This is a genomic window from Bradyrhizobium niftali, assembly GCF_004571025.1.
Taxonomy (GTDB): Bacteria; Pseudomonadota; Alphaproteobacteria; order Rhizobiales; family Xanthobacteraceae; genus Bradyrhizobium; species Bradyrhizobium niftali.
The window spans coordinates 75830-100615 of record NZ_SPQT01000006.1 but is presented as its reverse complement, the minus strand read 5'-3'; the positions used below and the strand labels follow the sequence as shown (position 1 = coordinate 100615).

Annotated in this window: 19 protein-coding genes and 1 pseudogene; 16 read left to right on the top strand and 4 right to left on the bottom strand. The window is 65.8% G+C overall.

The genetic code is table 11. The features are described 5' to 3' along the window. Positions 1-85: 85 nt before the first annotated feature. On the bottom strand, positions 86-1099 hold the full coding sequence (gene galE / locus E4K65_RS14060) for a UDP-glucose 4-epimerase GalE (protein ID WP_027545121.1): 1014 nt from the start codon (positions 1097-1099) through the stop codon (positions 86-88). Positions 1100-1225: 126 nt separating this feature from the next. On the opposite strand from galE, the gene E4K65_RS14055 reads away from it, so the two are divergent. Beyond that, entirely contained in the window at positions 1226-2263 is a 1038-nt protein-coding gene (locus tag E4K65_RS14055) for a glycosyltransferase family 4 protein (RefSeq protein WP_135174667.1), read from the top strand. A 179-nt stretch (positions 2264-2442) separates the two neighbouring features. Here the strand turns inward: E4K65_RS14055 and waaF are convergent, their stop codons facing one another. After that, positions 2443-3513 (bottom strand): lipopolysaccharide heptosyltransferase II, encoded by a 1071-nt coding sequence (gene waaF / locus E4K65_RS14050; RefSeq protein WP_135174666.1) that lies wholly within the window; start codon positions 3511-3513, stop codon positions 2443-2445. Positions 3514-3672: 159 nt separating this feature from the next. Between waaF and rfaD the strand changes: the two genes are divergently transcribed. The 6 genes and pseudogenes from rfaD to E4K65_RS14020 all read left to right on the top strand — a co-directional run bounded on the left by rfaD (position 3673) and on the right by E4K65_RS14020 (position 11611). Beyond that, a complete protein-coding gene (gene rfaD, locus E4K65_RS14045; protein ID WP_135174665.1) occupies positions 3673-4653 on the top strand; it encodes an ADP-glyceromanno-heptose 6-epimerase in 981 nt (326 codons plus the stop codon). Positions 4654-4665: 12 nt separating this feature from the next. Next, positions 4666-6150, top strand: a complete 1485-nt coding sequence (rfaE1, locus tag E4K65_RS14040; RefSeq protein WP_135174664.1) for a D-glycero-beta-D-manno-heptose-7-phosphate kinase — start codon at positions 4666-4668, stop codon at positions 6148-6150. Between the two features lie 8 nt (positions 6151-6158). Next, positions 6159-7446 (top strand): annotated as a pseudogene (locus E4K65_RS14035) (O-antigen ligase family protein). Between the two features lie 84 nt (positions 7447-7530). Beyond that, positions 7531-9444: an SDR family NAD(P)-dependent oxidoreductase gene (locus E4K65_RS14030; RefSeq protein ID WP_167770799.1), complete on the top strand. Its 1914-nt coding sequence runs from the start codon at positions 7531-7533 to the stop codon at positions 9442-9444. Between the two features lie 2 nt (positions 9445-9446). Next, a complete protein-coding gene (locus tag E4K65_RS14025) occupies positions 9447-10667 on the top strand; it encodes a glycosyltransferase family 4 protein (protein WP_167770798.1) in 1221 nt (406 codons plus the stop codon). Further along, on the top strand, positions 10664-11611 hold the full coding sequence (locus E4K65_RS14020) for an NAD-dependent epimerase/dehydratase family protein (protein ID WP_135174661.1): 948 nt from the start codon (positions 10664-10666) through the stop codon (positions 11609-11611). The genes E4K65_RS14025 and E4K65_RS14020 overlap by 4 nt, the downstream gene beginning before the upstream one ends. Here the strand turns inward: E4K65_RS14020 and E4K65_RS14015 are convergent. Then, positions 11599-12618 carry an MraY family glycosyltransferase gene (locus E4K65_RS14015; protein WP_135174660.1) on the bottom strand — a complete coding sequence of 340 codons (1020 nt, stop codon included), beginning with the start codon at positions 12616-12618 and terminating at the stop codon, positions 11599-11601. The two genes, E4K65_RS14020 and E4K65_RS14015, sit on opposite strands and share 13 nt — an antisense overlap. Then, positions 12615-13574, bottom strand: coding sequence for a lysylphosphatidylglycerol synthase transmembrane domain-containing protein (locus E4K65_RS14010; protein WP_135174659.1), 960 nt, complete (start codon positions 13572-13574; stop codon positions 12615-12617). The genes E4K65_RS14015 and E4K65_RS14010 overlap by 4 nt, the downstream gene beginning before the upstream one ends. 210 nt (positions 13575-13784) lie before the next feature. Here E4K65_RS14010 and E4K65_RS14005 point away from each other — a divergent pair, with 210 nt between their 5' ends. The 9 genes from E4K65_RS14005 (at position 13785) to E4K65_RS13965 (ending at position 24698) form a co-directional block, all read left to right on the top strand. Continuing rightward, a complete protein-coding gene (locus E4K65_RS14005) occupies positions 13785-14774 on the top strand; it encodes an SDR family NAD(P)-dependent oxidoreductase (protein WP_135174658.1) in 990 nt (329 codons plus the stop codon). A gap of 7 nt (positions 14775-14781) precedes the next feature. Next, positions 14782-16194: a mannose-1-phosphate guanylyltransferase/mannose-6-phosphate isomerase gene (locus tag E4K65_RS14000; RefSeq protein ID WP_167770797.1), complete on the top strand. Its 1413-nt coding sequence runs from the start codon at positions 14782-14784 to the stop codon at positions 16192-16194. A gap of 184 nt (positions 16195-16378) precedes the next feature. Next, the gene (locus E4K65_RS13995) at positions 16379-17383 is read left to right on the top strand and encodes a Gfo/Idh/MocA family protein (protein ID WP_135174656.1); all 1005 of its coding nucleotides are present in this window, start codon (positions 16379-16381) and stop codon (positions 17381-17383) included. A 51-nt stretch (positions 17384-17434) separates the two neighbouring features. Beyond that, positions 17435-18586, top strand: coding sequence for a DegT/DnrJ/EryC1/StrS family aminotransferase (locus E4K65_RS13990; RefSeq protein ID WP_167770796.1), 1152 nt, complete (start codon positions 17435-17437; stop codon positions 18584-18586). A 226-nt stretch (positions 18587-18812) separates the two neighbouring features. Further along, entirely contained in the window at positions 18813-20342 is a 1530-nt protein-coding gene (murJ, locus tag E4K65_RS13985) for a murein biosynthesis integral membrane protein MurJ (protein WP_135174654.1), read from the top strand. Between the two features lie 137 nt (positions 20343-20479). Further along, positions 20480-20878, top strand: a complete 399-nt coding sequence (locus tag E4K65_RS13980) for a VOC family protein (RefSeq protein WP_135174653.1) — start codon at positions 20480-20482, stop codon at positions 20876-20878. 367 nt (positions 20879-21245) lie between these two features. Beyond that, positions 21246-21644, top strand: a complete 399-nt coding sequence (locus tag E4K65_RS13975) for a DUF1127 domain-containing protein (RefSeq protein ID WP_235885634.1) — start codon at positions 21246-21248, stop codon at positions 21642-21644. Positions 21645-21702: 58 nt separating this feature from the next. Further along, positions 21703-22227, top strand: a complete 525-nt coding sequence (locus tag E4K65_RS13970) for a GNAT family N-acetyltransferase (RefSeq protein ID WP_167770795.1) — start codon at positions 21703-21705, stop codon at positions 22225-22227. Positions 22228-22388: 161 nt separating this feature from the next. After that, the gene (locus E4K65_RS13965) at positions 22389-24698 is read left to right on the top strand and encodes a xanthine dehydrogenase family protein molybdopterin-binding subunit (RefSeq protein ID WP_135174651.1); all 2310 of its coding nucleotides are present in this window, start codon (positions 22389-22391) and stop codon (positions 24696-24698) included. Positions 24699-24786 lie beyond the last annotated feature (88 nt).

Sequence of the window (24786 nt, the reverse complement as noted above, 5' to 3'; positions counted from 1 at the left end):
CCCGCGCGTCAGGGATCGATGGGCCTCTGTGCCCGCTAAAGCGGGGCTTTTCAAGCCCAATTAAGGGCTTGCGTCCGGATGGAATCTAGGCCGAGACGGCGTGGCGGAGCTCGCCATGGCGCTCGCGGAACAGCTTGTCCTCCCAGGCCAGCGCGTGGGCCGCGATGGTCTCGAGGTCGTCGTATTGCGGCTTCCAGTCGAGCAGGCCGCGGATGCGGCTGGTGTCGGCGACCATGGTCATGATGTCGCCGGGCCGGCGCGGGGCGTATTGCACGGCGAAGCTGCGCCCGGACACCCGGCGCACCGCGTCGATGGTCTCCAGCACCGAATAGCCACGGCCATAGCCGCAATTCAGCGTCGTCGAGGCGCCGCCATTGCGCAGGTAAGCCAGCGCCGAGCGGTGCGCCTGCGACAGGTCCGTGACGTGGATGAAGTCGCGGATGCAGCTGCCGTCCGGGGTCGGATAGTCGGTGCCGAACACGTCGATCTTGGCGCGCTGGCCGGTCGCGGCCTCGACCGCGATCTTGAGCAGATGCGTGGCGCCGACGGTGGCAAGGCCGATGCGTGCCTGCGGATCGGCGCCGGCGACGTTGAAGTAGCGCAGGGCCACGTACTGCATGCCGTAGGCGGCGGCGACGTCGTGCAGCATGATTTCGGTCATCAGCTTCGACGAGCCGTAGGGCGACAGCGGCCGCGTCGGCGCGTGCTCGGGCACCGGCACCTCGTCCGGATTGCCGTAGACGGCGGCGGTCGAGGAGAAGATGAAGCGGCCAATGCCGCGCTTCACTGCGACGTTGAGCAGGTTGCGCGCGGTCATGAAATTGTTGCGGTAGTAGCCGAGCGGATCGCGCATCGACTCCGGCACGACCACCGAGCCGGCGAAATGGATGATGCTCTCGATGTTGTGCTGGGCGATCACGCCCTCGAGCAGGTTCTCGTCGCCGGCATCGCCAATGAACAGCGGCACACCTTCCGGCAGGTAGGCGGAGAAACCGGTCGAGAGATCGTCGATCACGACGACGTCCTCGCCGGCTTCCGCCAGCGCCAGGACCGTGTGACTTCCGATATAGCCGGCGCCGCCGGTGACTAGCACAGTCATGATCTCACCCGTCTTCGATCAACGCGCCAAGCTACCGTTTGCGTGGTGAAGAGGGGGTATCGGCGCGGCTGAACTGGTCACTATGCTTAATGTTGCGTATAGGGGGTCTGCTAAACGGAGCATGACGTGGCGAACTCCCCAGACGATCTGCAAGTGATCGTGCCAAATCTGCACAGGCGCTATTCCGGGGTCACCGCGACCAACCGGATGGTGGCGCCGCGGCTGGCGAAACTGTATCGCGCGGCGTGGTTCGGCTCGGACGCGCCGGAGGGGATCGCGCGGCTGAGCGTGGCCGATTTCCTCCGGCTATGGCGCCGCAAGACGCCGCTGATTTGGCATGCGCGTCGCAACAACGAGATGATCGCGGGCGTCGTGCTGCGCGCACTCGGCTGGCCGCTGAAACTGGTCTTCACATCTGCGGCGCAGCGGCACCACAGCTGGATCACGCGCTGGCTGATCCGCCGCATGGACGCGATCGTCGCGACGTCGGATCTCTCGGCCTCGTTCCTGAAGGTGAAGGCCACGGTGATCCCGCATGGCGTCGACACCGACGTCTATGCGCCGCCGATGGATCGTTCGGCGGCGTTCGCTGAAAGCGGGTTGCCGGGGCGTTACGCGATCGGCTGCTTCGGCCGTGTGCGCGCGCAGAAGGGCACCGACGTGTTCATCGATGCGATGTGCCGGTTGTTGCCGCACTATCCTGACTTCACCGCAATCATCGTCGGTCAGGTCACGCCCGAGCAGACGCCCTTCGCGAACGACTTGAAGAAGCGCATCGAGGCAGCCGGCCTGCAATCGCGCATCGTCATCACCGGCGAGTTGCCGATCGAAGCGGTGCAGCGCTGGTACCAGCGGCTGACGATCTACGCCTTCACCTCGCGCAACGAAGGTTTTGGTTTGACGCTGATCGAGGCGATGGCGGCGGGAAGTGCGCTCGTCGCCGCGCGCGCCGGTGCGGCCGAGCTTGTGGTCGAAGATGGCGTCACCGGCGTGCTGATCCCGACGGGCGATGCCGATGCGCTCGCCGCGGCGCTGGAGCCGCTGATGCGCGATGTGGCTGCCGCAACCGCAATGGGCGAGCGCGGACGGGTACGGGTGCTCGAACGGTTCAGCCTCGATGCCGAAGCGGCGCGGATCGGCCAGGTCTATCGTCCGCTGCTCTGAGCCACCGCTGTCGCGCCCCCAAAACAAAAAGCGCGAAAACAACCCCATGCACAGTAGCCGGGGATAACGGAATCAATGGCTTGGCGGCGGGGTCGATGCGCTGCTGATTTTACGAAACCCGTTTGACTCGTCGGGCAAGAGACCGGCATGATGTCATCATCGGCGAAGCCCCGGCGGCCTCACGTCTCGGCCCGCGCCCCCGCCTCACTCAGCACCCGCTGCGCAATCGCCACCACCTCGGACGCTGCGATATCGCGCATGCAGCGGTGGTCGTTCATCCTGCAGATCGTGCTCTGGCAGGGCTGGCAGGACAGCACGCTCTTGTCCTGGACCACGGTGGCGGCAAGGCCGTTAAGGGGGGCCCAGAGGTAGGGGCTGGTCGGGCCGAAGATGCCCATGGTGGGCGTGCCCAGGGCCGCCGCGATGTGCATCAGGCCGGAATCGTTGGAGATGGCGACGCCGGCCGCGGCCATGGCCAGCACGCCGTTGCGCAAATCGGTACCGGTGAGGTCGCGGACATCAGGGCCGCCCGCCGCGACGATCTCCTGGGCGAGGCCCTTTTCGGCGGGGCCGCCCACGACCCAGACTTCGAGGCCACGCTCGACCAGCAGCCGGGCGGCCTCCGGATAGTAGGTCCAGCGCTTCGAGACGCCGACCGAGCCGGGGGCCAGCGCCACGGCCGCGCCGGCGCCGAGGCCATTGGCCTGCCGCCAGCGGACGATGTCCTCGGCCGGGACCCGCAATTGCGGCACCGGCCATTCCGGCGGCAGGGGGGCACCGTCGGGCTGGGCCAGCGCAGCGTTCTTGTCGATGAAGCGGGGCAGCTTTTTCTCGCCCCAGCGCCAGCGATTGAGCAGGCCGAACCGGAACTCGCCGACGAAGCCGACCCGTTCGGGGATCCCGGCCAGCGCAGGCGCGATGGCGGCCTTCCAGGTCCGGGGCAGCACCAGGGCGGTGCCGTAGTTCCGCTCGCGCAGGAGCTTTGCTAGGCCGAACTGGCGACCGACGGCGAGCCGGCCGCGCGGCAGATCCCAGACGATACCTTGGCGCACGCCGGGCATGTAATCGACCAGCGGCGCGCACAGGGACGTGGTCAGGAGATCGACCGGACGGTTCGGCCAGCGCTCCTTCAGGACCCGGACCACGGTGTGATTCCGGACGAAATCGCCGATCCACATGTAGGGAACGATCAGGATCGGGCGGGTGTCGCTCCGATCCGCGCTTCCACTAAATTGTGAATTTTGGTTCATTCGTTAATAGGACCGAGGACGGACTGATCTGGCGGTTCGGTTAGCCGCTCCCGGCCGGCAGGTAAAGCCGGCAGCGCGTTGGTCCCAAAATGCTTACACTTTGGCAGATGATGCGCTACGGCAGGTATCGGGCCGCGAAGATCGGGCAGGGTGGTTGGAATGTTGCTGGTGACCGGCGGAGCCGGTTTTATCGGGTCGAATGTCGTGGCCGCGTTGAACGACGCCGGCCGCAGTGACGTCGTCGTCTGTGATTTCCTCGGCACCGAGGGCAAGTGGCGCAATCTCGCCAAGCGGCAGCTCGTGGATATCGTCCCCCCGGCCGAGCTGCTGGACTGGCTGAACGGCCGCAAGCTCGACGCGGTGATCCATCTCGGGGCGATTTCCGCGACCACCGCGACCGACGGCGATCTCGTGTTCGAAACCAATTTCCGTCTCTCCATGCGCCTGCTCGACTGGTGCACGGCGAATGCGGTGCCGCTGATCTACGCCTCCTCGGCGGCGACCTATGGCGACGGCGAGGCAGGCTTTGACGACGATGCGTCGCTGGGCGCGCTGAAGAAACTGCGGCCGATGAACCTCTACGGCTGGAGCAAGCACCTGTTCGATCTCACTGTTGCCGAGCGCGTCGCGCGCGGCGAGAAGCTGCCGCCGCAATGGGCGGGGTTGAAATTCTTCAACGTGTTCGGCCCCAACGAGTATCACAAGGGCTCGATGATGAGCGTGCTGGCGCGGCGCTTCGACGACGTGAGGGCGGGCCGCGCCGTGCAATTGTTCAAGTCGCATCGCGAGGGCATCGCCGACGGCGACCAGCGCCGCGATTTCATCTATGTCGACGATGTCGTGCGCGTCATCATGTGGCTGCTGGCAACGCCCTCGGTGTCCGGGCTGTTCAATGTCGGCACCGGCAAGGCGCGCAGCTTCAGGGATCTGATGTTGGCTGCCTATGCGGCGCTCGGGGCGAGGCCCAACATCGAATATATCGACATGCCCGAACAGATCCGCAACAGCTATCAATACTTCACCCAGAGCGAGGTCGATCGCCTCTGCCGCGCCGGCTATAACGGCGGCTTCACGACGCTCGAGGATGCGGTGAAGGCTTATGTCGGGGATTATCTCGACCGGCCCGACCGCTTCCGCTGAGGCTCCAGGATCATGCCGACGCCCATTCTCGATTTCGACGCCCTCGCGCAAACGATCTCAGGCCGCACGGTGCTCTGCATCGGCGACATCATGCTGGACGAGTTCGTCTATGGCGAGGTGTCGCGGATCTCGCCGGAAGCGCCGACGCCGGTCATCGTTGCCCAGCGCAGCGAGATCGATATCGGCGGCGCCGGCAATGTCGCGCGCAATATCGCCTCCCTCGGCGCGCGCTGCATCTTCGTCGGCCTCGTCGGCGAGGATGATGCGGGCAAGCGGCTCGCGGTCGCGCTTGCGGAGCAGGGGGGCATCGAAAGCGCGCTGGTGTGCGATCCGTCGCGGCCGACCACGCGAAAGGTCCGCTTCGTCTCCGAGCATTTCTCCACCCACATGCTGCGCGCGGATTGGGAGCAGGCGCAGCCTGCTTCCGACGAGGTCGAGGCGAAGCTGATCGAGGCGATCCTGCCGCAGGTCGCCCGCGCCGACATCGTGCTGCTGTCCGACTACGCCAAGGGCGTGCTGACGGCGCGCGTGATCCGCCACACCATCGACGCCGCGCGAAAGCTCGGCAAGCCCGTGATCGTCGATCCCAAGAGCCTGAACTGGGCGATCTATCGCGGCGCCACGCTCCTCACGCCCAATCGCAAGGAATTTGCCGAGGCGACCCGCAGCCGCGCCGACACGCCGCAGAGCATCGTCGATGCCAGCGAGGACGTGATGCGGCTCGCCGATTGCGAGGCGATCCTGGTCACGCAAGGCGAGCACGGCATGACGCTGGTGCCGCGCCAGGGCGCGGCCGTTCACGTTCCGGCCGTCCCCGTGAAGGTGCGCGACGTCTCCGGCGCCGGCGACACCGTCGCCGCCGCGCTCGCGGTCTCGCTCGCGGCGGGCGCGGACTGGGACACGGCGCTGCGCGTGGCCAATGCCGCCGCCTCCGTCGCCGTCGGCAAGCAGGGCACCGCCATCGTGAGCACGGCCGAGCTGCGGCGAAAGATCCTGCCGCACGCCTATCTCGCGGCCGAGGAGAAGATCGTGCTCGAGCCGGCGGCGCTCGACGCGCAACTCGCGGAATGGCGCAGGCAGGACCTGCGGGTCGGCTTCACCAATGGCTGCTTCGACATCCTGCATCCCGGTCACGTCAAGGTGCTGACCGCGGCGCGCGGCGCTTGCGACCGCCTGGTCGTCGGCCTGAACAGCGACGCCTCGGTGCGGCGGCTGAAGGGCGCCGACCGTCCGGTCCAGGACGAGCGCGCCCGCGCCGAGGTGCTGGCCGCGCTCGAAGCGGTCGATCTCGTCGTCATCTTCGAAGAGGACACGCCGATCGACCTGATCACCCGGATCAAGCCCGGCGTGCTGGTGAAGGGCGGCGACTACACCCGCGAGCAGGTGGTCGGCCATGAGGTCGTCGAGGCCGCGGGCGGGGTGGTCGTACTGGTCGACATCCTCCAGGGTTTCAGCACCACCGCGCTGGTCCATCGCGCGCGGGGAGGGGGCAAGTGACGGACCAAGTGACGACGCTCGCCCGGGAGACGACCGGCCAGATGCTGTGGCGGCGCTGTCGCAGCCCGGCGGCGTGGTGCGAGACGGCCGACCTGTTCGCGATCCTGACCGTGGCCTCGCTGCCCTGGTCGACCTCGCTCGCGGCGATCTTCAACGCTCTGTTCTTGGTCTGCATGGTGCCGTTTCTCGACGTCCGCGCATTCCTGCAATCGCTGAAGCGCCCGATCGCAGCCGCGCCGATCGCGCTGGTCCTGCTCGCGCTGGTGGGCACGCTGTGGTCGGATGCGGCCTGGGGCGCGCGCCTCTATGCGGTCAATCCGACCGTCAAGCTGCTCGTGCTGCCCGTTCTGCTCTATCATTTCGAGCGCTCGCCGCGCGGACACTGGATCTTCATCGCCTTCTTGGTGTCCTGCGCGCTGCTGTCGGTGATGTCGTGGCTGGTCGTCTTCTATCCCAACCTGACGCTCAAGCCCGACCACCTCGAGCGCGGCATCTTCGTCAAGAACTACATCGACCAGAGCCAGGAATTCGCGCTGTGCGCGGTCGCGCTCGCTTATCCCATCGTGATGCTGCTGCGTCAGAAGCGCTATTGGTTCGCGGGATTATTGATCGCGCTGGCGCTGAGCTTCTTCGTCAACATGGCCTTCGTGGTGGTATCGCGCACCGCGCTCGTCACCGTTCCGATCATGTTTGGCGTGTTCGCACTGCTGCACCTGCGCTGGCGCAGCGTTGCGATTATTTCCGCCACGCTGATCGTCTGCGCCGTCCTCGCTTGGCAGGCCTCGCCGCAATTGCGCAAGACCGCCGATACCTTTGCCAGCGACTACACGCGCTATGTCGAAAAGGGCGAGCCGACCTCGCTGGGCCTGCGGCTCGAATTCTGGCGGAAATCGCTCGGCTTCTTCGCGGAGGCGCCGGTCATGGGGCACGGTACGGGCTCGACGCGCGGATTGTTCGAGCGCGTCGCGACACCCGGCGTCCAGTACCAGGCGTCTGCCGAGGTAATCGGGAATCCGCATAACCAGACGCTGAATGTCGCCGTGCAATGGGGCGTGATCGGCATCGCCGTTCTCTATGCGATCTGGATCCTGCATCTGCTGTTGTTCCGCGGCGACGGGCTGGCCTATTGGATTGGCCTGCTGGTCGTGGTGCAGAACGTCTTCACCTCGCTGTTCAACTCCCATCTGTTCGACTTCCACGAGGGCTGGATGTATGTCATCGGCGTCGGCGTTGCCGGTGGCATGGTGATCCGGGCCCGACACGGCCGAAGCGAAGGTGGGGGAAGCCGGTTCCTGAACGGCCGCGCGGCTGGCAAGTCCTGTCGAGATGGGCTATCAGCGCGGTCAGGTTGCACTTAACTGGGATTTCATCGGTCGGCGGATGACGCGTCTTTCGCATCTCACCTTGCGCAATTTCCTGATCGCGCTCCACGACCTGCTGGCGACCACCGCGGCGCTGTTCGCAGCCTTCTATCTCCGTTTCGAGGGCGGTGACGGCTTCTTCGACCGCTTGCCGCTGCTTTTCCAGATTCTGCCCTACTTCCTCGCCTTCAGCGTGGTCGTGTTCTTCGTCTTCAACTTGACCACGACGAAATGGCGATTCATCTCGCTGCCCGACGCGCTGAACATCATTCGTGTTGCGACCGTGCTGACGGTTGCGCTGCTCGCGCTCGACTACATCTTCGTCGCCCCCAACGTCCGCGGCGCCTTCTTCCTCGGCAAGGTGACGATCGTCCTCTACTGGTTCCTTGAAGTCTCCTTTCTCAGCGCCTCGCGCATGGCCTATCGCTACTTCCGCTATACGCGGGTGCGGCGCCATGCCCGGACCGACGATGCCGCGCCGACGCTGCTGATCGGCCGCGCCGCCGATGCCGAGGTGCTCCTGCGCGGCATCGAGAGCGGCGCCATCAAACGCATCTGGCCGGTCGGCGTGCTGTCGCCGTCGAGTTCCGATCGCGGCCAGTTCATCCGCAACGTGCCGGTGCTGGGCGGCGTCGACGACGTCGAGGACGTCATCGCCGACTTCGCCAAGCGCAACAAGCCGATTGGGCGCCTCGTCATGACGCCGTCGGCGTTCGAGCCGGAGGCGCACCCGGAATCGATCCTGATGCGGGCGCGCAAGCTCGGCGTGATCGTCAACCGCATGCCCTCGCTGGAAAGCGGCGATACACCGCGCCTCACGGCGGTCGCGGTCGAGGACCTCCTGCTGCGGCCGAGCGAGACAATCGACTATGCGCGGCTCGAAGCCCTGATCAGGGGCAAGGCGGTGATCGTCACCGGCGGCGGCGGCTCGATCGGTTCCGAGATCTGCGAGCGCGTGGTCGCGTTCGGCGCCGCGCGCCTCCTGATCGTGGAAAATTCCGAGCCGGCGCTCTACGCTGTGACGGAGACGCTCGCCGCGCAGGGCGCGGCGGCTGCGATCGAAGGGCGGATCGCCGACATACGCGACCGCGAGCGCATCATGCGCTTGATGGCCGAGTTCAAGCCGGACATCGTGTTTCACGCCGCCGCGCTCAAGCACGTGCCGATCCTGGAGCGCGACTGGAGCGAGGGCGTCAAGACCAACATCTTCGGCTCGATCAACGTTGCCGACGCCGCGCACGGCGCCGGCGCCGAAGCCATGGTGATGATCTCGACCGACAAGGCGATCGAGCCGGTGTCGATGCTCGGCCTGACCAAGCGTTTCGCCGAAATGTACTGCCAGGCGCTCGACCATGATCTCGCCGCAGGCGGCAGCGGCGCCAAGCCGCCGATGCGGCTGATCTCGGTCCGGTTCGGCAATGTGCTGGCGTCGAACGGTTCGGTGGTGCCGAAGTTCAAGGCCCAGATCGAGGCCGGCGGTCCCGTGACGGTGACGCATCCCGACATGGTCCGCTACTTCATGACCATCCGCGAGGCCTGCGATCTCGTCATCACGGCGGCGACGCATGCGCTCGGAACGCAGCGTTCGGACGTCTCGGTCTACGTGCTCAACATGGGTCAGCCGGTGAAGATCGTCGATCTCGCCGAGCGCATGATCCGCCTTTCCGGCCTTCAGCCCGGCTACGACATCGAGATCGTGTTCACGGGGATGCGGCCGGGCGAGCGCCTGCACGAGATCCTGTTCGCCTCCGAGGAGCCGACCCGCGAGATCGGCGTCGCCGGCATCATGGCCGCGCAGCCGAACGAGCCGCCGATGCAGACCCTGCGCAAGTGGATCGCAGCACTCGAGCAGGCGATCGCGCGCGACGATCGGGCCACCATCAGGACCATCCTGAAGGACGCAGTTCCGGAATTCGGATCGACCGCGGCCTGACCATGCAGTCTCCCGGCAAGATCGTCGTTGCGAGCCAGCATTATCCACCGGACCCGAGCACGACGGCGGCGATCATGGCCGAGATCGCCTGCCGTCTCGCAACGGGGCACGAGGTCGTCGTGCTGTCGGGCTCACCCGGCGCGTTGCCGGCGTCGCAGACCGGCCCCGGCAAGCCGCGGATCGTCGCTATCAAGAACCGCATGACCGGCAAGGCGGCGCTGGTGCGGCGCGGCGCGGCCGAACTGCTGTTCGCGGCGCGCACGTTCCTTGCGTTAATGCGGGAGCTCCGGCCCGGCGACGTTGTGGTCACCGTCACCGCGCCGTTCATGCTGCCTTACGCGGTCGCGACGGCCGCAAGGCTGAAGCGCGCCCGCTCGGCGCTGATCCTGCACGACCTCTTCCCCAACGTGCTCGTGACGGCGGGCCTGCTGAAGCCCGGTTCGATGGTGACGCGGACAATGCGCTTCGCCAACAGCCTGATGTTCCGCGCGCTCAATGCCGTCATCACCATCGGCCGCGATGCGGAGCGGCCGCTGCTGAGCTATGCCGGGATGAAGCGGAACAAGATCCGCTTCATCCCGAACTGGGCGACGCTCACGCCCGGGCCGCGTCCGCTGTCGCCGGACAACCCGTTCCGCAAGCCGCTCGCCGCGCGTTTCGTCGTGGGCCTGTCGGGCAATCTCGGCTTCACCCATGATCCGGAGATCGTATTCGAGGCGGCGCGCCTCTTGAAGGACGAGGCGGACATCCACTTCCTGCTCTCCGGCTGGGGCATCGGCTTTGCGCGGCTGAAGCAGTTGCAGGCGGCCGCGAACCTGCCCAATGTCTCCTTCGTGGGGCGGGTCGAGGATGCCGAGCTCGAGGCGTTCCTGGCGGCTGCCAATCTCTGGATCATTCCGTACCGGAAGGACGTTGCGGGGGTGTCGGTGCCGAGCCGCTTCTACAATCTGCTGGCGGTCGGCCGTCCCGTGGTGCTGGTGTCCGAGCCGGAGGCCGAAGCCGCGTTGACGGTGGTGGAGAACGGGCTCGGCTGGGTCGTGACGCCGGGCCGCGCCGACCAGCTCGCCGAGGCGATCCGTGCGGCGTCCCGTTCCGACGACGGCGCCATGGCGGAGCGCGCGGTGAAGGCGGCATCGAAGTTCGACCGCGCCACCGCGATGAACGCCTACGCCGCCCTGGTCGACGAATTGTTGCGCAACCCGGATCTTTCGGAGCAGCGATGAGCGAGCGCAAACCGGTCGTGCTGGTCACGGGAGCGAGCGGCTTCGTCGGTGGTCATGTCGTACCCGCTCTCGCACGCGAGGGGTGGTCGGTCCGCCGCGCCGTACGCAGTCTGACGGGTGCCGACAACGAAGTCGTGATCGAAACGATCGGTCCCGCGACCGAGTGGAAGGCCGCGCTCGAAGGCGTCGACGCCGTCGTCCATCTCGCCGCGCGCGTGCACCACAAGCACGAGGAGCAAGCGGTCCAGCTCTACCGCAACGTCAACATCCTCGGCACGCTGCATCTGGCGCGCTGCGCGGCGGCGGCCGGCGTGCGCCAGTTCATCTTCGTCAGCACCGTTCTCGTGCACGGCCGCAGCAACGAGGGCCTCGCGCCGTTCAGCGAGAACGACATCCTGACGCCGCGCGGCCTCTACGGCATGTCCAAGGCCGCGGCCGAGGCGGGCTTGAGGACGCTGGCGCGCGACAGCGCCATGAGCATCTCGGTGATCAGGCCGCCGCTGGTCTATGGCGCGGGCGCCAAGGGCAATTTCGCGCTGCTGACGCGCGCGGTGAGCCTGGGGCTGCCGCTGCCCTTTGCCGCGATCCGCAATCACCGCGCCTTCCTGGCCGTGCAGAACCTGTCGTCGTTCGTCCTGCGCCGGCTCGCTCATCCCGACCCCGCCAGCAATTTCGAGATCTTCCTGGTGGCGGACCGGGAGCAGGTCTCGACGCCCGAATTCATCGAGCGCCTGGCGAAAGCATCCGGCAAGAGCCCGCGGCTGTTCCGCGTGCCGCCGGACCTGCTCGGCACCCTGCTCAGCATGATCGGACGGCAGGATATGCATGACAGCCTGATCGGCTCGCTCGAGCTCAACATCTCCAAGGCGATCGCAACGGGCTGGGAGCCGCAGGTCTCCCTCGACGAGGGCCTGCGGCTTGCGCTATCGGCTCAGGACGCCTGAGGGCGGGAGAAGCGGCGCAGGACGATGCCGACCGCGATCGCGCCTGTGAGCAACGCGAGCAGCGTGACCGGCATCGAAGCGGCGCGCACGGTGACGATCGCCAGCAGTGCCAGCACGAGATTGAGCGCGAACACCTCGCCGACCACGCGCGTGACCTTGAAGCCGTTGTCGGTCGCGCGCTGGTAAAAGTGCGAGCGGTGCGCCGACCAGAATTGTTCGCGGCGGGCGACGCGGCGAAACAGCGTGATGGTGGCATCCGCGAGGTAATAGGCCGGCAGCAGCAGCGCCGCGGCCGGCTGCCCGTGCCAGGCGAGCTCCAGCAGGCACCAGCCGAGCAGAAGGCCGATCGGCAGGCTGCCGACATCGCCGAGAAACACCTTCGCGACGGGACGATTGAACGGCGCAAAGCCGATCATGGCGCCGCACAGGGTGGTGGCGAGCAGTGCGGCCGGCCAGGACAGTTCGCCGAGCCATCCCAGCAGCAGCAGCGCCGCGGTGATCGGCACGACTTCCACGACCGTCATCAGGTCGAGCCCGTCCATGAAATTGACGAGGTTCACGAACCAGACGCCTGCGAGCAGGAGGAGGCCGCGCTCCAGCGCGAGCGGCACCGCGGGCACGATGCGCGCCGTTTCGGGCGCGGTGAACACAACGGCCCCGACAGCGGCGGCTTGGAGCACGAGCCGCACCAGCACCGGCAGCGAGAAAATGTCGTCGGCAAATCCCACCAGTGCGATCAAGACCGTCGCAGCTATCAGCGCCGGCGGGATCGCGACGTTTGCCCAGGCTGCCCAGGCCGATGCGACCATCAGCGTCGCTGATATCACCGCGATGCCCGCACCCTGCGGGGTCGGAACGCGATGCGAGGACCGCGCGTTGGGCCGCGCCAGTGCGTAACGCTGGAGCAGGGGACGGCTGGTCCAGGTGATGACGGCCGACACCATCGCGGCGATCGCAACGGCAAGCAGCGAGGGTGCGGCGGCGAGCGCGTCGGCGGCCGGACTCACTCCGGCACCCCGATCGGGGCCGACCCTTGCGCGGCTTTCTCCGCGCTGAGGATCCAGACCAGGCCGCCGATCGCGCCGACGATGAAATACACGGCGCCGAACAACAGCGAGACGTTGACGCCCTCACTTGCGGCAAGTCCCGCGAAGCCGAACGCCAGGCCCATCGTGGCTTCACGCAGGCCCCAGCCGGCGATCGAGATCGGCATCATCGTGATCAGCATCACCGGCGGCACCAGCAGGAGGACGTCGCTGAAGCGGACGGGAGCGGCGATCGACTGCACGACGCACCAGGCGACGACGGCGGCGAGCACATGCACGATCAGCGACAGGATCGCGACGACCGGCCCGCGCCTGCGGCTGAAGATCACGCGGTTGGCGATCACCGCGCAGGCGTGGATGTGGTGGGTGGCCCACCACGTCTTCAGCCATCGCCATTTCAGCGCGCCGAAGACCAGGAAGCCGAGGCCGCCGGCGAGCGCGGCAAGGTCGACGAGCAGCAATGCCGAGCGACCGTGCGGATCGGTGATGAGGGAGTAGCTCCAGGGTAGGCTCGCGACGATGAGGATCGCGAGCGCGATGAGGCCGATCGCGCGATCGACAAAGATGGAGTAGGTGGCCGCGCGCCATCCGGCGCCGGCGCGCGCGACCAGCCACAGCCGGACCGCATCGCCGCCGATCGCCGATGGCAGGGTCTGGTTGAAGAAGGATCCGATCACGTTGTAGCGCATGGCCCGGGCGAGCTCGAGCGGCGCGCCGCATGCGGCGCCGACCTCGCGCCAGCGCAACACGCCGACGAAGATTTGCAGGAACGTGACCGCGATCGCCATGCCGATCCAGAACAGGCTGGTCGCGGTGAAGCGCGAAAACAGTTCGGATAAATCGACCTTGCGCAGCGCCAGGTAGAGCAGCGCCGCGGAAATCAGGATCTTGGCCGTCGACAGCAGGATTCGGCGCATCTCGTCCGCATGAACAGGGTTTGCGAAGATTTGAGGCAACCCGACGCGAGGCGCCGAATTAGGCCGCTTTGGTATGGTTTTGGCGCCGATCTTGCAATAGCGGTGACGAAGTGGATTATGAACGGCCGTTATGACGTATGGCGGGGCTATTGCGCCCCCTCGATACCGGCTAAAGATGCGGCGAGGGTCAGAGGTCCCCTTGGGAACAAGATGACGGATCAGGCGATTTTGGTCACCGGGGCCGCCGGCTTCATCGGCTTTCACGTCGCCCGGCAGCTGCTCGCCGAAGGCCGGCCGGTCGTCGGGCTCGACAATCTCAACAACTATTACGACCCGGCGCTGAAGAGCGCGCGGCTTGAGCTGTTGCGGAGCGATTCCCGCTTCTCCTTCGTCAAGGCTGACCTTGCCGACCGCGAGGCGATCGCAGCGCTGTTTGCGCGGCATCGATTTGCCAAGGTCGTGCATCTGGCCGCCCAGGCTGGCGTGCGCTACTCGATCGAGCATCCGCAGGCTTACGCCGATTCCAATCTCCAGGGCTTTCTCAACGTGCTGGAGGGCTGCCGCAACAACGGCTGCCGTCATCTGGTCTACGCCTCGTCATCCTCCGTTTACGGCGCCAACACAAAACTGCCATTTGCCGTGCAGGACCGGACTGATCATCCCGTGAGCCTCTACGCCGCGACCAAGAAGGCGAACGAAGTGATGGCGCAGTCCTACAGCCATCTCTACCGGCTGCCGGTCACGGGCTTGCGCTTCTTTACCATCTACGGCCCGTGGGGACGGCCCGATATGGCCATGTTTCTGTTCGTGAACGCCATCATGGCGGAGCGGCCGATCCGGCTCTTTAACCATGGCAGGATGCGCCGCGACTTCACCTATATTGACGACGTCACCCGTGTCGTGTCCAAGCTGATCGATCGGGTGCCGGCCGACGACCCGGCTGCCGCAAATGCGCCGTCTAAGGTCTACAATGTCGGCAACCACCGCCCCGAGGAGCTGATGCACGTCGTCGGACTTCTGGAGCAGGAGCTGGGTCGGACGGCGATCAAAGAATTGCTGCCGATGCAGCCGGGAGACGTCTTGGAAACGTTCGCGGATGTCGAGGACCTGATGCGCGACACCGGCTTTGCACCGTCAACGCCGATCGAGCAGGGGGTTCGTAATTTTGTCACCTGGTATCGGGACTACTTCAAGGTTTGAGATGACGATGGACAAACGCATTATCCCCCTGATCATGTGCGGCGGTGCCGGCACGCGGCTGTGGCCGGCCTCGCGCGAGGTGCGCCCCAAGCAGTTCCTGGCGCTGTTCGGCGCGCGCTCGACCTTCCAGGACACGCTGCTGCGCGTCTCGGACGCCTCGCTGTTCGATCGTCCGATCGTCATCACCAATGCGTCCTACCGCTTCATGGTGCTGGAGCAGCTCGCCGAGATCGGCATCGAGGCCGACGTGATTCTCGAGCCGATGCGGCGCGACTCCGGCCCCGCGATCGCCGCGGGCGCGGTGTTCGCGCAGAACCGCGCCAGCGATGCGATCGTGCTCGCGCTCGCCGCCGATCACGTGGTGCAGGACAAGGCCGCTTTCGTCGCGGCCTGCCGCGAAGGCCTCACCGCCGCGAGCGCCGGGCGCATCGTCACCTTCGGCGTCAAGCCGGAGCGGCCGGCGACCGAATACGGCTATATCAGCCCGGGCGAGGTGATCTCCGGCGAGGTGCACGCGGTCGCGCGCTTCGTCGAGAAGCCGGACGCGGTGAAGGCGGCCGACTACGTCAATTCGGGCTATCTCTGGAACAGCGGCAACTTCATGTTCCCGGCGACCGTCCTGCTCGACGAATACCGCAAGGTCGATGCGGCCAGCGTGGAGGCGGTCGCTAATGCAGTCAACAACGCCGGCCGCGATCTCGGCTTCGTGACGCTGGAGCCCGAGGCGTTCGGTTCGGCGAAGGCGATCTCGATCGACTACGCGGTGATGGAGAAGACCTCGCGCGCGGCCGTCGTGCCGGTGTCCTGCGGCTGGTCCGACGTCGGTTCCTGGCACGCGGTGTGGGAATTGTCGGAGAAGGACGCGCTAGGCAACGCCGCGCACGGCGCCGCCGTGTTCGAGGATTCGCGCAACTGCAACGTCACCACCGATTCCGCGCTGGTTGCGCTCGAGGGCGTCGACGATCTCGTCGTGGTCGCGACCGCTGATGCGGTCCTCGTGTCGCGCCAGAAGGATGCCAACGGCCTGAAGCGCCTCGTGACCAAGCTCAAGGCAGTCGCCCCGAAGGTCACCGAGGAGCATCTCAAGGTGCACCGGCCCTGGGGCAGCTACCAGTCGGTCGACAATGGCGAGCGTCACCAGGTCAAGCGCATCGTGGTCAAGCCCGGCGGGCGGCTGTCGCTGCAAAAGCACCATCATCGTGCCGAGCACTGGATCGTGGTGCGTGGTGCCGCCCGGGTCACCGTCAACGAGACCGTGAAGACGGTGCACGAGAACGAGTCGATCTACATCCCGATGGGCGCGGTGCACCGGATGGAGAATCCCGGCAAAATCATGCTGGAGCTCATCGAGGTCCAGACCGGCAGCTATCTCGGGGAAGACGACATCATCCGGATTGAAGACGACTATCAAAGGTCGTAACCAGCAGGCTCCGAATCACGCGACCCGGGCCGAAAGAGCGGTATCTTTCAGCGGCTTAAGGCCCGGGGAATGTGTAACTTTTTGAATCAAATCGTGTCCGGATCGGAAGCTGCGCATTCGCCACAAATGTGGCGCCCGTGCTAGAAGCGGCCCGGGGATTTGCGTTGAATCGGGGTTTGCTCAAATGAGTTCCAAAGGGTCAGCACCTGCCAAGGCAGGCTTGCGCGTCGGTGTCATTGGCGCCGGCGTGATGGGCAGCAACCACGCGCGCGTGCTCGCGGGTCTTCCCGGCGTCACTCTCGTCGGCGTGGTCGATCCCTCGCCGGCGCACCTGACGCGCACCAGCGAGCTTGCCAACTGCCAGGGCTTCGAGACGCTCGACCAGCTCTTCGCCGCCGGGGTCGATGCCGTCACCATCGCAGCGCCCACCCATCTGCATCACGAGGTCGCGCTCGCCTGCATCGCCAAGAACATCCACGTGCTGGTCGAGAAGCCGATCGCCTCCACGGTCGCGGAAGGCCGCGAGATCGTCGCCGCCGCGCAAAAGGCCGGCGTCACGCTGATGGTCGGCCATGTCGAGCGCTTCAATCCGGCGGTCGCCGCCGTCAAGCAGGCGATCGCGGGCGAGGACATCCTCTCGATCGCGATCACCCGCGTCGGTCCGTTCCCGCCGCGCATGTCCAATGTCGGCGTCGTCATCGACCTCGCCGTGCACGACATCGACCTGATCCGCTGGTTCACCGAATCCGACATCGTCGAGGTGCAGCCGCAGCTGTCGAGCGCGGTCGCCGAGCGCGAGGACATCGCGCTCTTGCAGTTCCGCACCGCCAACGGCGTGCTCGCCCACATCAACACCAACTGGCTGACGCCGTTCAAGGCGCGCAGCGTCACGGTTGCGACCCGCGGCAAATACGTGATGGGCGATCTCCTGACGCGCCAGGTCACCGAGTGCTTCGGCTTCAAGCCCGACGGCAGCTATTCGATGCGGCATCTGCCCGTCGGCCACGACGAGCCGCTGCGCGCCGAGCTGATCGCGTTCCTCAAGGCCGTGCGCCACGGCGAGACGCCGGCGGTCACCGGCGACGAGGGCGTCGCCAGCCTCGAGATCGCCACGCAGTGCCTGGAGACGCCGTCGCGTCCCGCCGCGACGTCGGCCGCCCGCAAGGGCCCGCGCCGCGTCGCCGGCTGATCTCCATCCATGTCGGCTTCTCCAACTTCGCAGGACAATCAGCAAGGCGCCATGAACCAGCATCTGCGCTCCGAACCCATTCCCTTGATCGACGTCGGCTCGCAGCGCCGCCGGCTCGGCGCCTCGCTCGATGCCGCCGTCAAGCGCGTTCTCGACCATTGCCAGTTCGTCAACGGCCCTGAAGTCGCCGAGCTCGAGAAGCAGCTCGCGGCCTATTGCGGCGCCAAGCACGTCATCGGCTGTGCCAGCGGCACCGACGCGATCCTGATGGTGATGATGGCGATGAATGTCGGGCCAGGCGATGCCGTGCTGTGTCCGTCCTTCACCTTCATCGCAACCGCCTCGCCGGTGGCGCGGACCGGTGCGACGCCTGTCTATGTCGACGTGGACGAGGCGACCTTCAACATGAGCCCGGAGTCGCTGAAGCGCGGCATCGCCACCGCCCGCAAGGCCGGCCTCAAGCCCGTCGCGGTCATTCCGGTCGACCTGTTCGGCCAGCCCGCCGATCACGACGCCATCGCCGAGATCGCCAAGGCCGAAGGCCTGTTCGTGCTCGACGATGCCGCGCAGGGTTTTGGCGCAAGCTACAAGGGCCGCAAGCTTGGCACTTTCGGGCTCGCCACCGCCACCAGCTTCTTCCCGGCAAAGCCGCTTGGCTGCTTCGGCGACGGCGGCGCGATCTTCACCGATGACGACGAGCTCGCAGCCAAGCTGCGCAGCATCCGCGTGCACGGGCAGGGCGTGGACAAATACGACAACGTCCGCCTCGGCCTGACCGGCCGGCTCGACACCATGCAGGCCGCGGTCCTGATCGAGAAGCTGAAGATTTTTGACGACGAGATCGCCGCCCGCAACAGGGTTGCGGAGCGCTATGCGCGCGGGCTGTCCAACGTCGTCACCGTGCCGCGTCTGGCGCCGGGCAATACCTCGGTCTGGGCGCAGTACACGATCCGCCTCCCCGAGGGCACCGACCGCGACGGCTTTGCTGCCGCACTGAAGGCCCAGGGCGTGCCGACCGCGATCTATTACGGCAAGTCGATGCATCAGCAGACCGCCTACAAGCAGTATCCAGTCGCCGAGGGCGGCCTGCCTGCTTGCGAGAGCCTGTCGCAGGACGTCATCAGCCTGCCGATGCACGCCTACCTGACCGAAGCCGACCAGGAGCGAATCATCGCCGCCGTCCGCGGCGCGCTTTCGAGCTGATTTGATAGTTCTTCCCCTCTCCCCTTGCGGGAGAGGGTGGCTCGCCGCGACAGCGGCGAGACGGGTGAGGGGTCTCTCTCCGTACGGAATGCGCGGAGAGACCCCTCACCCCAATGAGTTTGTGTCTACTCGCGGTGCTGCCCTCTCCCACAAGGGGAGAGGGCACAGCAATGCGCATCGCAAGATGCAATCGACCTCTGCCTGATAAGCCTCTAGAAGAGTCCGCATGCTCGGACGTATCTTCACAGTCGGCGGTTACACACTGCTCTCGCGGCTGACGGGATTTGCCCGCGACATCATGCTTGCGGCGATCCTCGGCGCAGGCCCGGTGGCCGACGCCTTTTTCGTGGCGTTGCGGCTGCCCAATCATTTCCGCGCGATCTTTGCCGAGGGCGCCTTCAACGCCGCCTGGGTGCCCGCCTATGCGCATGTCCATGGCGAGAAGGGGGAGGCGGCAGCACACCTGTTCGCGGACCGCATCCTCACGCTGCTGCTGGCCTCGCAGGTGGTGCTGCTGATCGTCGCCTGGCTGTTCATGCCGCAAGCCATGAGCATTCTGGCGCCGGGCTTTTCCGAGGATGCCGAGCAGCGCAAGCTCGCGATCGAGCTGACCCGGATCACCTTTCCCTATCTGCTCCTGATCACGCTGGTGACGCTCTACGGCGGCATGCTCAACGTGATGCAGCGCTTTGCCAGCGCCGCGGCCGCCTCGATCTTCCTCAACGTCGCGATGATGATGACGCTGGCAGTTGCCGTCTGGTTTCCGACCGCGGGCCATGCCGCGGCCTGGGGAGTCCTCATCTCCGGCTTCCTGCAATATTTCCTGCTCGCGGGCGATCTCGCCCGCCATGGCGGCCTGCCGCGCTTTGCGCCCTTGAAGCTCGACGAAGACGTTCGCGGCTTTTTCAAAGCGCTCGGACCTGCAACGCTGGGCTCGATGGGCACTCAGGTCGCGCTGTTCGCCGACACCATCATCGCGACCTTCCTGCCCGCCGGCGCGCTGTCGGCGCTCTATTACGCCGACCGCCTCAATCAATTGCCGATCGGCGTCATCGGCATCGCCATCGGCACGGTGCTGCTGCCGGAGATGTCGCGGCGGATCACGGCCAACGACCATGACGGCGCGATGAAGGCGCAGCGCCGCGCCTTCGATTTCACGCTGCTGTTCTCGGTGCCGTTCGTCGCGGCCTTTCTCACCGTGCCCGACGCGATCATGCGCGCGCTGTTCGCCCGCGGCGCGTTCTCGAAGGCCGATGCCGCCGCTGCCGGCGCGACGCTCGCGGCCTATGCCATCGGCCTGATCCCCTTCGTGCTGATCCGCAGCGCGGTCGCGACGTTCTACGCGCGCAAGGACACCGCGACGCCGGTTCGGGCGTCGCTGACCGGTATCGCCGTCAACGTTGCGCTGAAGCTCGCCTTGATGGGATCGCTGGCCCAGATCGGCCTCGCGCTGGCAACCGCCGTTGGTGTCTGGACCAATCTCTTGCTGGTGCTCTTCTTCGCCGTGCGGCGCGGCTTTCTCGTGCCGGACCGCGCCTGGCTGTTGTCGCTCGGCAAATTCCTGCTGACCGGATTGATCCTCGCCGCCGCGTTCTGGCTGATTGCGCGCTTCAGCCCGGCCGCTCTTGCCTCCGTGCATCCTTTCCGGGACGAAGCGACGCTGGCCCTGCTCGCCGTCGGCGGCACGATCGTCTACGCGATCGCGATCCTCATCCTGTTCGGCCGCCGCTGGCTGGTCTCGCTGGTGCGCGGTTAGGCGATGTACCCATAAACCTGGTGGCGTGACGCTGCGCGGTAAAGTGCCGGCATGCTGCTGACACCATGCTGTCAGCAGCACGGCGTTACGGGTCAGGCGTCGCGCGGGGCGGCAGGAGACCTACAGGAGACGACACTGTGAGATTTGCTTCAACGCGCCTGATTGCTGCAGACATCAAGGCGCTCGTCGAATTTTATGAGAAGGTGACCGGCAAAACGGCCGAGTGGCTAGCGCCGGTATTCGCTGAAATCGTCACTCCTTCGGCAACGCTCGCCTTTGGTGGCGTCGAGACGGTGGCGCTATTCAAGGAAGGGAGCGCGGAGCCTGCCCTCAACCGTACCGCGATCGTCGAATTCCAGGTCGATGATGTGGAAGCTGAATTTGCGAGGCTGAAGCACCACGTGGAGGTGGTGCATGAGCCGAAGATGATGCCCTGGGGAAATTGCACGGCCCAGTTTCGGGATCCGGAAGGAACTCTCGTGAGTTTTTACACGCCAGTCAGCGACGCTGCCAAAAATCGGTTGGGATCGCGATGATCCGGATCGAGCAAGGATGATGATGAGCCGCCATCCTTCCTTGGGGCAGGCGGTTGCGGCGAACTTCACGGGATTGGTCGCATCCGCTTTACGGAGGACGAATTGGCCGGAGCAAGGGGCTCGCCTCCAGGATGCAGCCGACCGCCGCACATCCCTTGATTTTGCAGGATTGCCATGGTATGAGCCGCCCATGATTAAATGCACGCGCAACGTCGACTTCTCGCACATGACCCGCTTCGGCTGGGCCGTGGAAGGAGTCGTGCGCTAGGATTTCGACGACGACATCTTTTCCACCAGGCCCCGCCGGCATCGGACGGGGCCTTTTGTTTGGCCACGCTCCCTGCCGGCACAACAGCAGGAGCATCCGATGCCACCCCAATTGACGAGCATCTCATCCGAAATTGAGGGCGATGCCGCAGGACGCGGCCTCAACCTCTCCATCGCGCAAGCCAAGGACGCGATCGACCATGCGTTGGCAGCACGTCTCAAGGCGTCTGCCGCAGCGCTGGACGACGCCTTGTCGGACGGCGATGCTGCCGGACCAGCAGCCGCATCGACGCGTAGCGTCCTCGGCCTGCTCAGGCGATATTGGTATGCGTTTCAGGAGCGGCGGCAGCACCCACGGGTCACATTGCAGGACCTGAGTGACAGGGAGCTGATGGATATCGGCCTGACGCGTGGCGAGATCGACTACATCACGCCTGAACGCGCCATCGAGAGGTTGAGAGATCGTGCGCTATATCTGTGGGGCCGTGGGGGGATGTGAGAGGTCACAATCCATGCGGATACCATCCTTCGCCGTTAGAAAGGAAAAAGGGGCGATCATGACGTCACCTGCTGCCGATGCTCGGGCGGATGTGGAAATCCGGAGACTGACTGTCGACGATCTGGATCTTCTTCGCGAAATTCGCGCGGAGGCGCTTCAGACGCACCCTGAATCCTTTGGTTCCCCCGAAGAAGACGAGGGCGGCGACACGATGGTGGCGGCGTATCGCCATTGGCTGAGCGGAGCGATCCTTGGCGCTTTTGAATGTGGCAGCTTGATCGGTGTCGGGGGCTTCTATGTCTTGCCGGATAGAAGATCGCGACACAGAGGCCACATCTTCACGGTTTATGTGAAGGAAAATGGTCGGGGTAAAGGTGTCGGAGATCGGCTTATCAAAGAGCTTCTTGCCCATGCCGAGGCATGCGTCGAACAGGTGCATCTTGCCGTCCTGTTGACGGCAACTGCGGCAATCAAGACCTACAAGCGCAACGGGTTCGAAATCTACGGCACGGACCCCCGTGCCATTCGCATAGGTGACACTACCTATGACAAGTACCTTATGGTCAGGAAATTCAGCCATTAACGCCGGTCTGGCACGGTCAGGCTGCCTGGTTGCGCCAGAACCGTCGAGGGTGGCTTCGAATCATCGGCCTCTATAGAGAACGGCCAGCTAAAGCCGTTTGCCTTGCCACTTTTTCCACGGCAATATGCCGGCAAAACAACCATAGGACGGGACGAGAAAAAATGGCAGCTCCCATCAAGTTCGGCGTCGGCCAAAGCGTGCTGCGCAAGGAGGATGACGCGCTCATCCGCGGCAAGGGCCGCTATACCGACGATTACGCGCCGCAGGCTGCGCTCCGCTGCTTGATGCTGCGCTCGCCGCATGCGCATGCCAAATACACCATCGATGCGAGCCGTGCCCGCGGCTTGCCCGGCGTCGCGCTGATCCTGACCGCCGACGACGTCAAGGATCTCGGCAATCTGCCGTGCCTGTTCAATCTCGAGACCGATCCCTTCACCGGCCCGCCTTACCCGATCCTCGCGAAGGACGAAGTGCGCCATGTCGGCGATTCCATCGCCTTCGTGGTCGCCGAGACCATCGACCAGGCCCGCGACGCGATCGAGGCGATCGAGGTCAAATGGAGCCCGCTGCCATCCGTGACCGGCGTCGTCAATGCCGTGAAGAAGGGCGCGCCGCAGGTCTGGCCGGACAAGCCCGGCAACGTGCTGTTCGACGTCTCGATCGGCGACAAGGCCGCGACCGAAGCCGCCTTTGCCAAGGCGCATGCGGTCGCCGAAATCGCCATCGTCAATCCGCGCGTGGTCGCAAGCTTCATGGAGACGCGCGCGGCGGTCTGCGAATACGACGCCAAGCGCGACCATCTGACGCTGACGGTCGGCAGCCAGGGCAGCCATCGCCTGCGCGACATCCTCTGCCAGAACGTGCTGAACATCCCGACCGAGAAGATGCGGGTGATTTGCCCCGACGTCGGTGGCGGCTTCGGCACGAAACTGTTTCCGTACCGCGAATACGCCCTGATGGCGGTTGCGGCGCGGCAGCTGAAGAAGGCGGTGAAATGGGCGGCCGACCGCTCCGAGCATTTCATGGGCGACGCGCAGGGCCGCGACAACGTCACCACCGCGAAGATGGCGCTGACTGAAGACGGCAAGTTCCTCGCGATGGATTGCGACCTGATGGGCGACATGGGCGCCTATCTGTCGACCTTCGGGCCCTACATCCCGCATGGCGGCGCCGGCATGCTGCCGGGCCTCTACGACATCCAGGCCTTCCACTGCCGGGTGCGTACCATCTTCACCCACAGCGTGCCGGTCGATGCCTATCGTGGTGCGGGCCGGCCCGAGGCGGCCTATGTCATCGAGCGCCTGGTTGACGCCTGCGCGCGAAAGCTCGAAATGACGCCGGACGCGATCCGCCGCAAGAATTTCATTCAGCCGAAGGCGCTGCCGTACAAGACCGCGACGGGCAAGGTCTATGATTCCGGCGACTTCGCCGCGCATCTGAAGCGCGCGCTGGAGATCGCCGAGTGGAAGGAATTTCCCAAGCGCGCCAAGGCGGCCAAGAAGAGCGGCCTGATCCGCGGCATTGGCCTTGCGAGCTATGTCGAGATTTGCGGCGTGATGGGTGAGGAGACGGCCAACGTCCGCCTCGATCCCAATGGCGACGTCACCGTCCTGATCGGCACGCAGTCGAGCGGGCAGGGGCACCAGACCGCCTATGCGCAGATCGTCGCCGAGCAGTTCGGCGTGGCGCCGGAGCGCGTCCACGTCCATCAAGGCGATACCGACGAGATCGCCACGGGTCTCGGCACCGGCGGTTCGGCCTCGATACCCACGGGCGGCGTCTGCGTGGAGCGCGCTGCGGGCGATCTGGGCAAGAAGCTGAAGGAGTTCGCAGCGCAGGCGCTGGAAGCGAGCGCGGGCGACCTCGAGATCACCGACGGCGTGATCCGGATCGCCGGCACCGACCGCTCGATCTCCTTCGCCGACCTCGCCAAGCGCCCCGGCGCCGATCCGTCGAAGCTGAACGGCAGCGCGACCTTCGCCAGCGCCGACGGCACCTATCCCAACGGCACCCATGTGGCGGAAGTCGAGATCGATCCGGCGACCGGCATCATCAAGATCGTCAACTACGTGATCGTCGACGATTTCGGCAAGACGCTCAACCCGCTGCTGCTGGCGGGGCAGGTGCATGGCGGCGCCATGCAGGGCATCGGCCAGGCCTTGATGGAGCAGGTGGTCTATGGCGCGGGCGACGGCCAGCTGATCACCGCGACCTTCATGGACTACGCGCTGCCGCGGGCGGCGGACGGTCCGGACTTCGTGTTCGAGACCGCCAACGTCCCCTGCAAGACCAATCCAATGGGCGTGAAGGGGGCGGGCGAGGCCGGCGCGATCGGTTCCTGTCCGGCCGTCGTCAACGCCATCGTCGACGGGCTCTGGCGCGAGTACAAGATCGACCACATCGACATGCCGGCAACCCCGGAGCGGGTGTGGATCGCGATCAGCGAGCACCGTCGCCGTCACAGCCTGTAAGCCACAATCCTCACGCGCGGGAATAAATGCCCCGCGCGGGGTTCTATCCATGGATGGACCGCGACTCCCGTGAAGCGGGTGGAGGGTC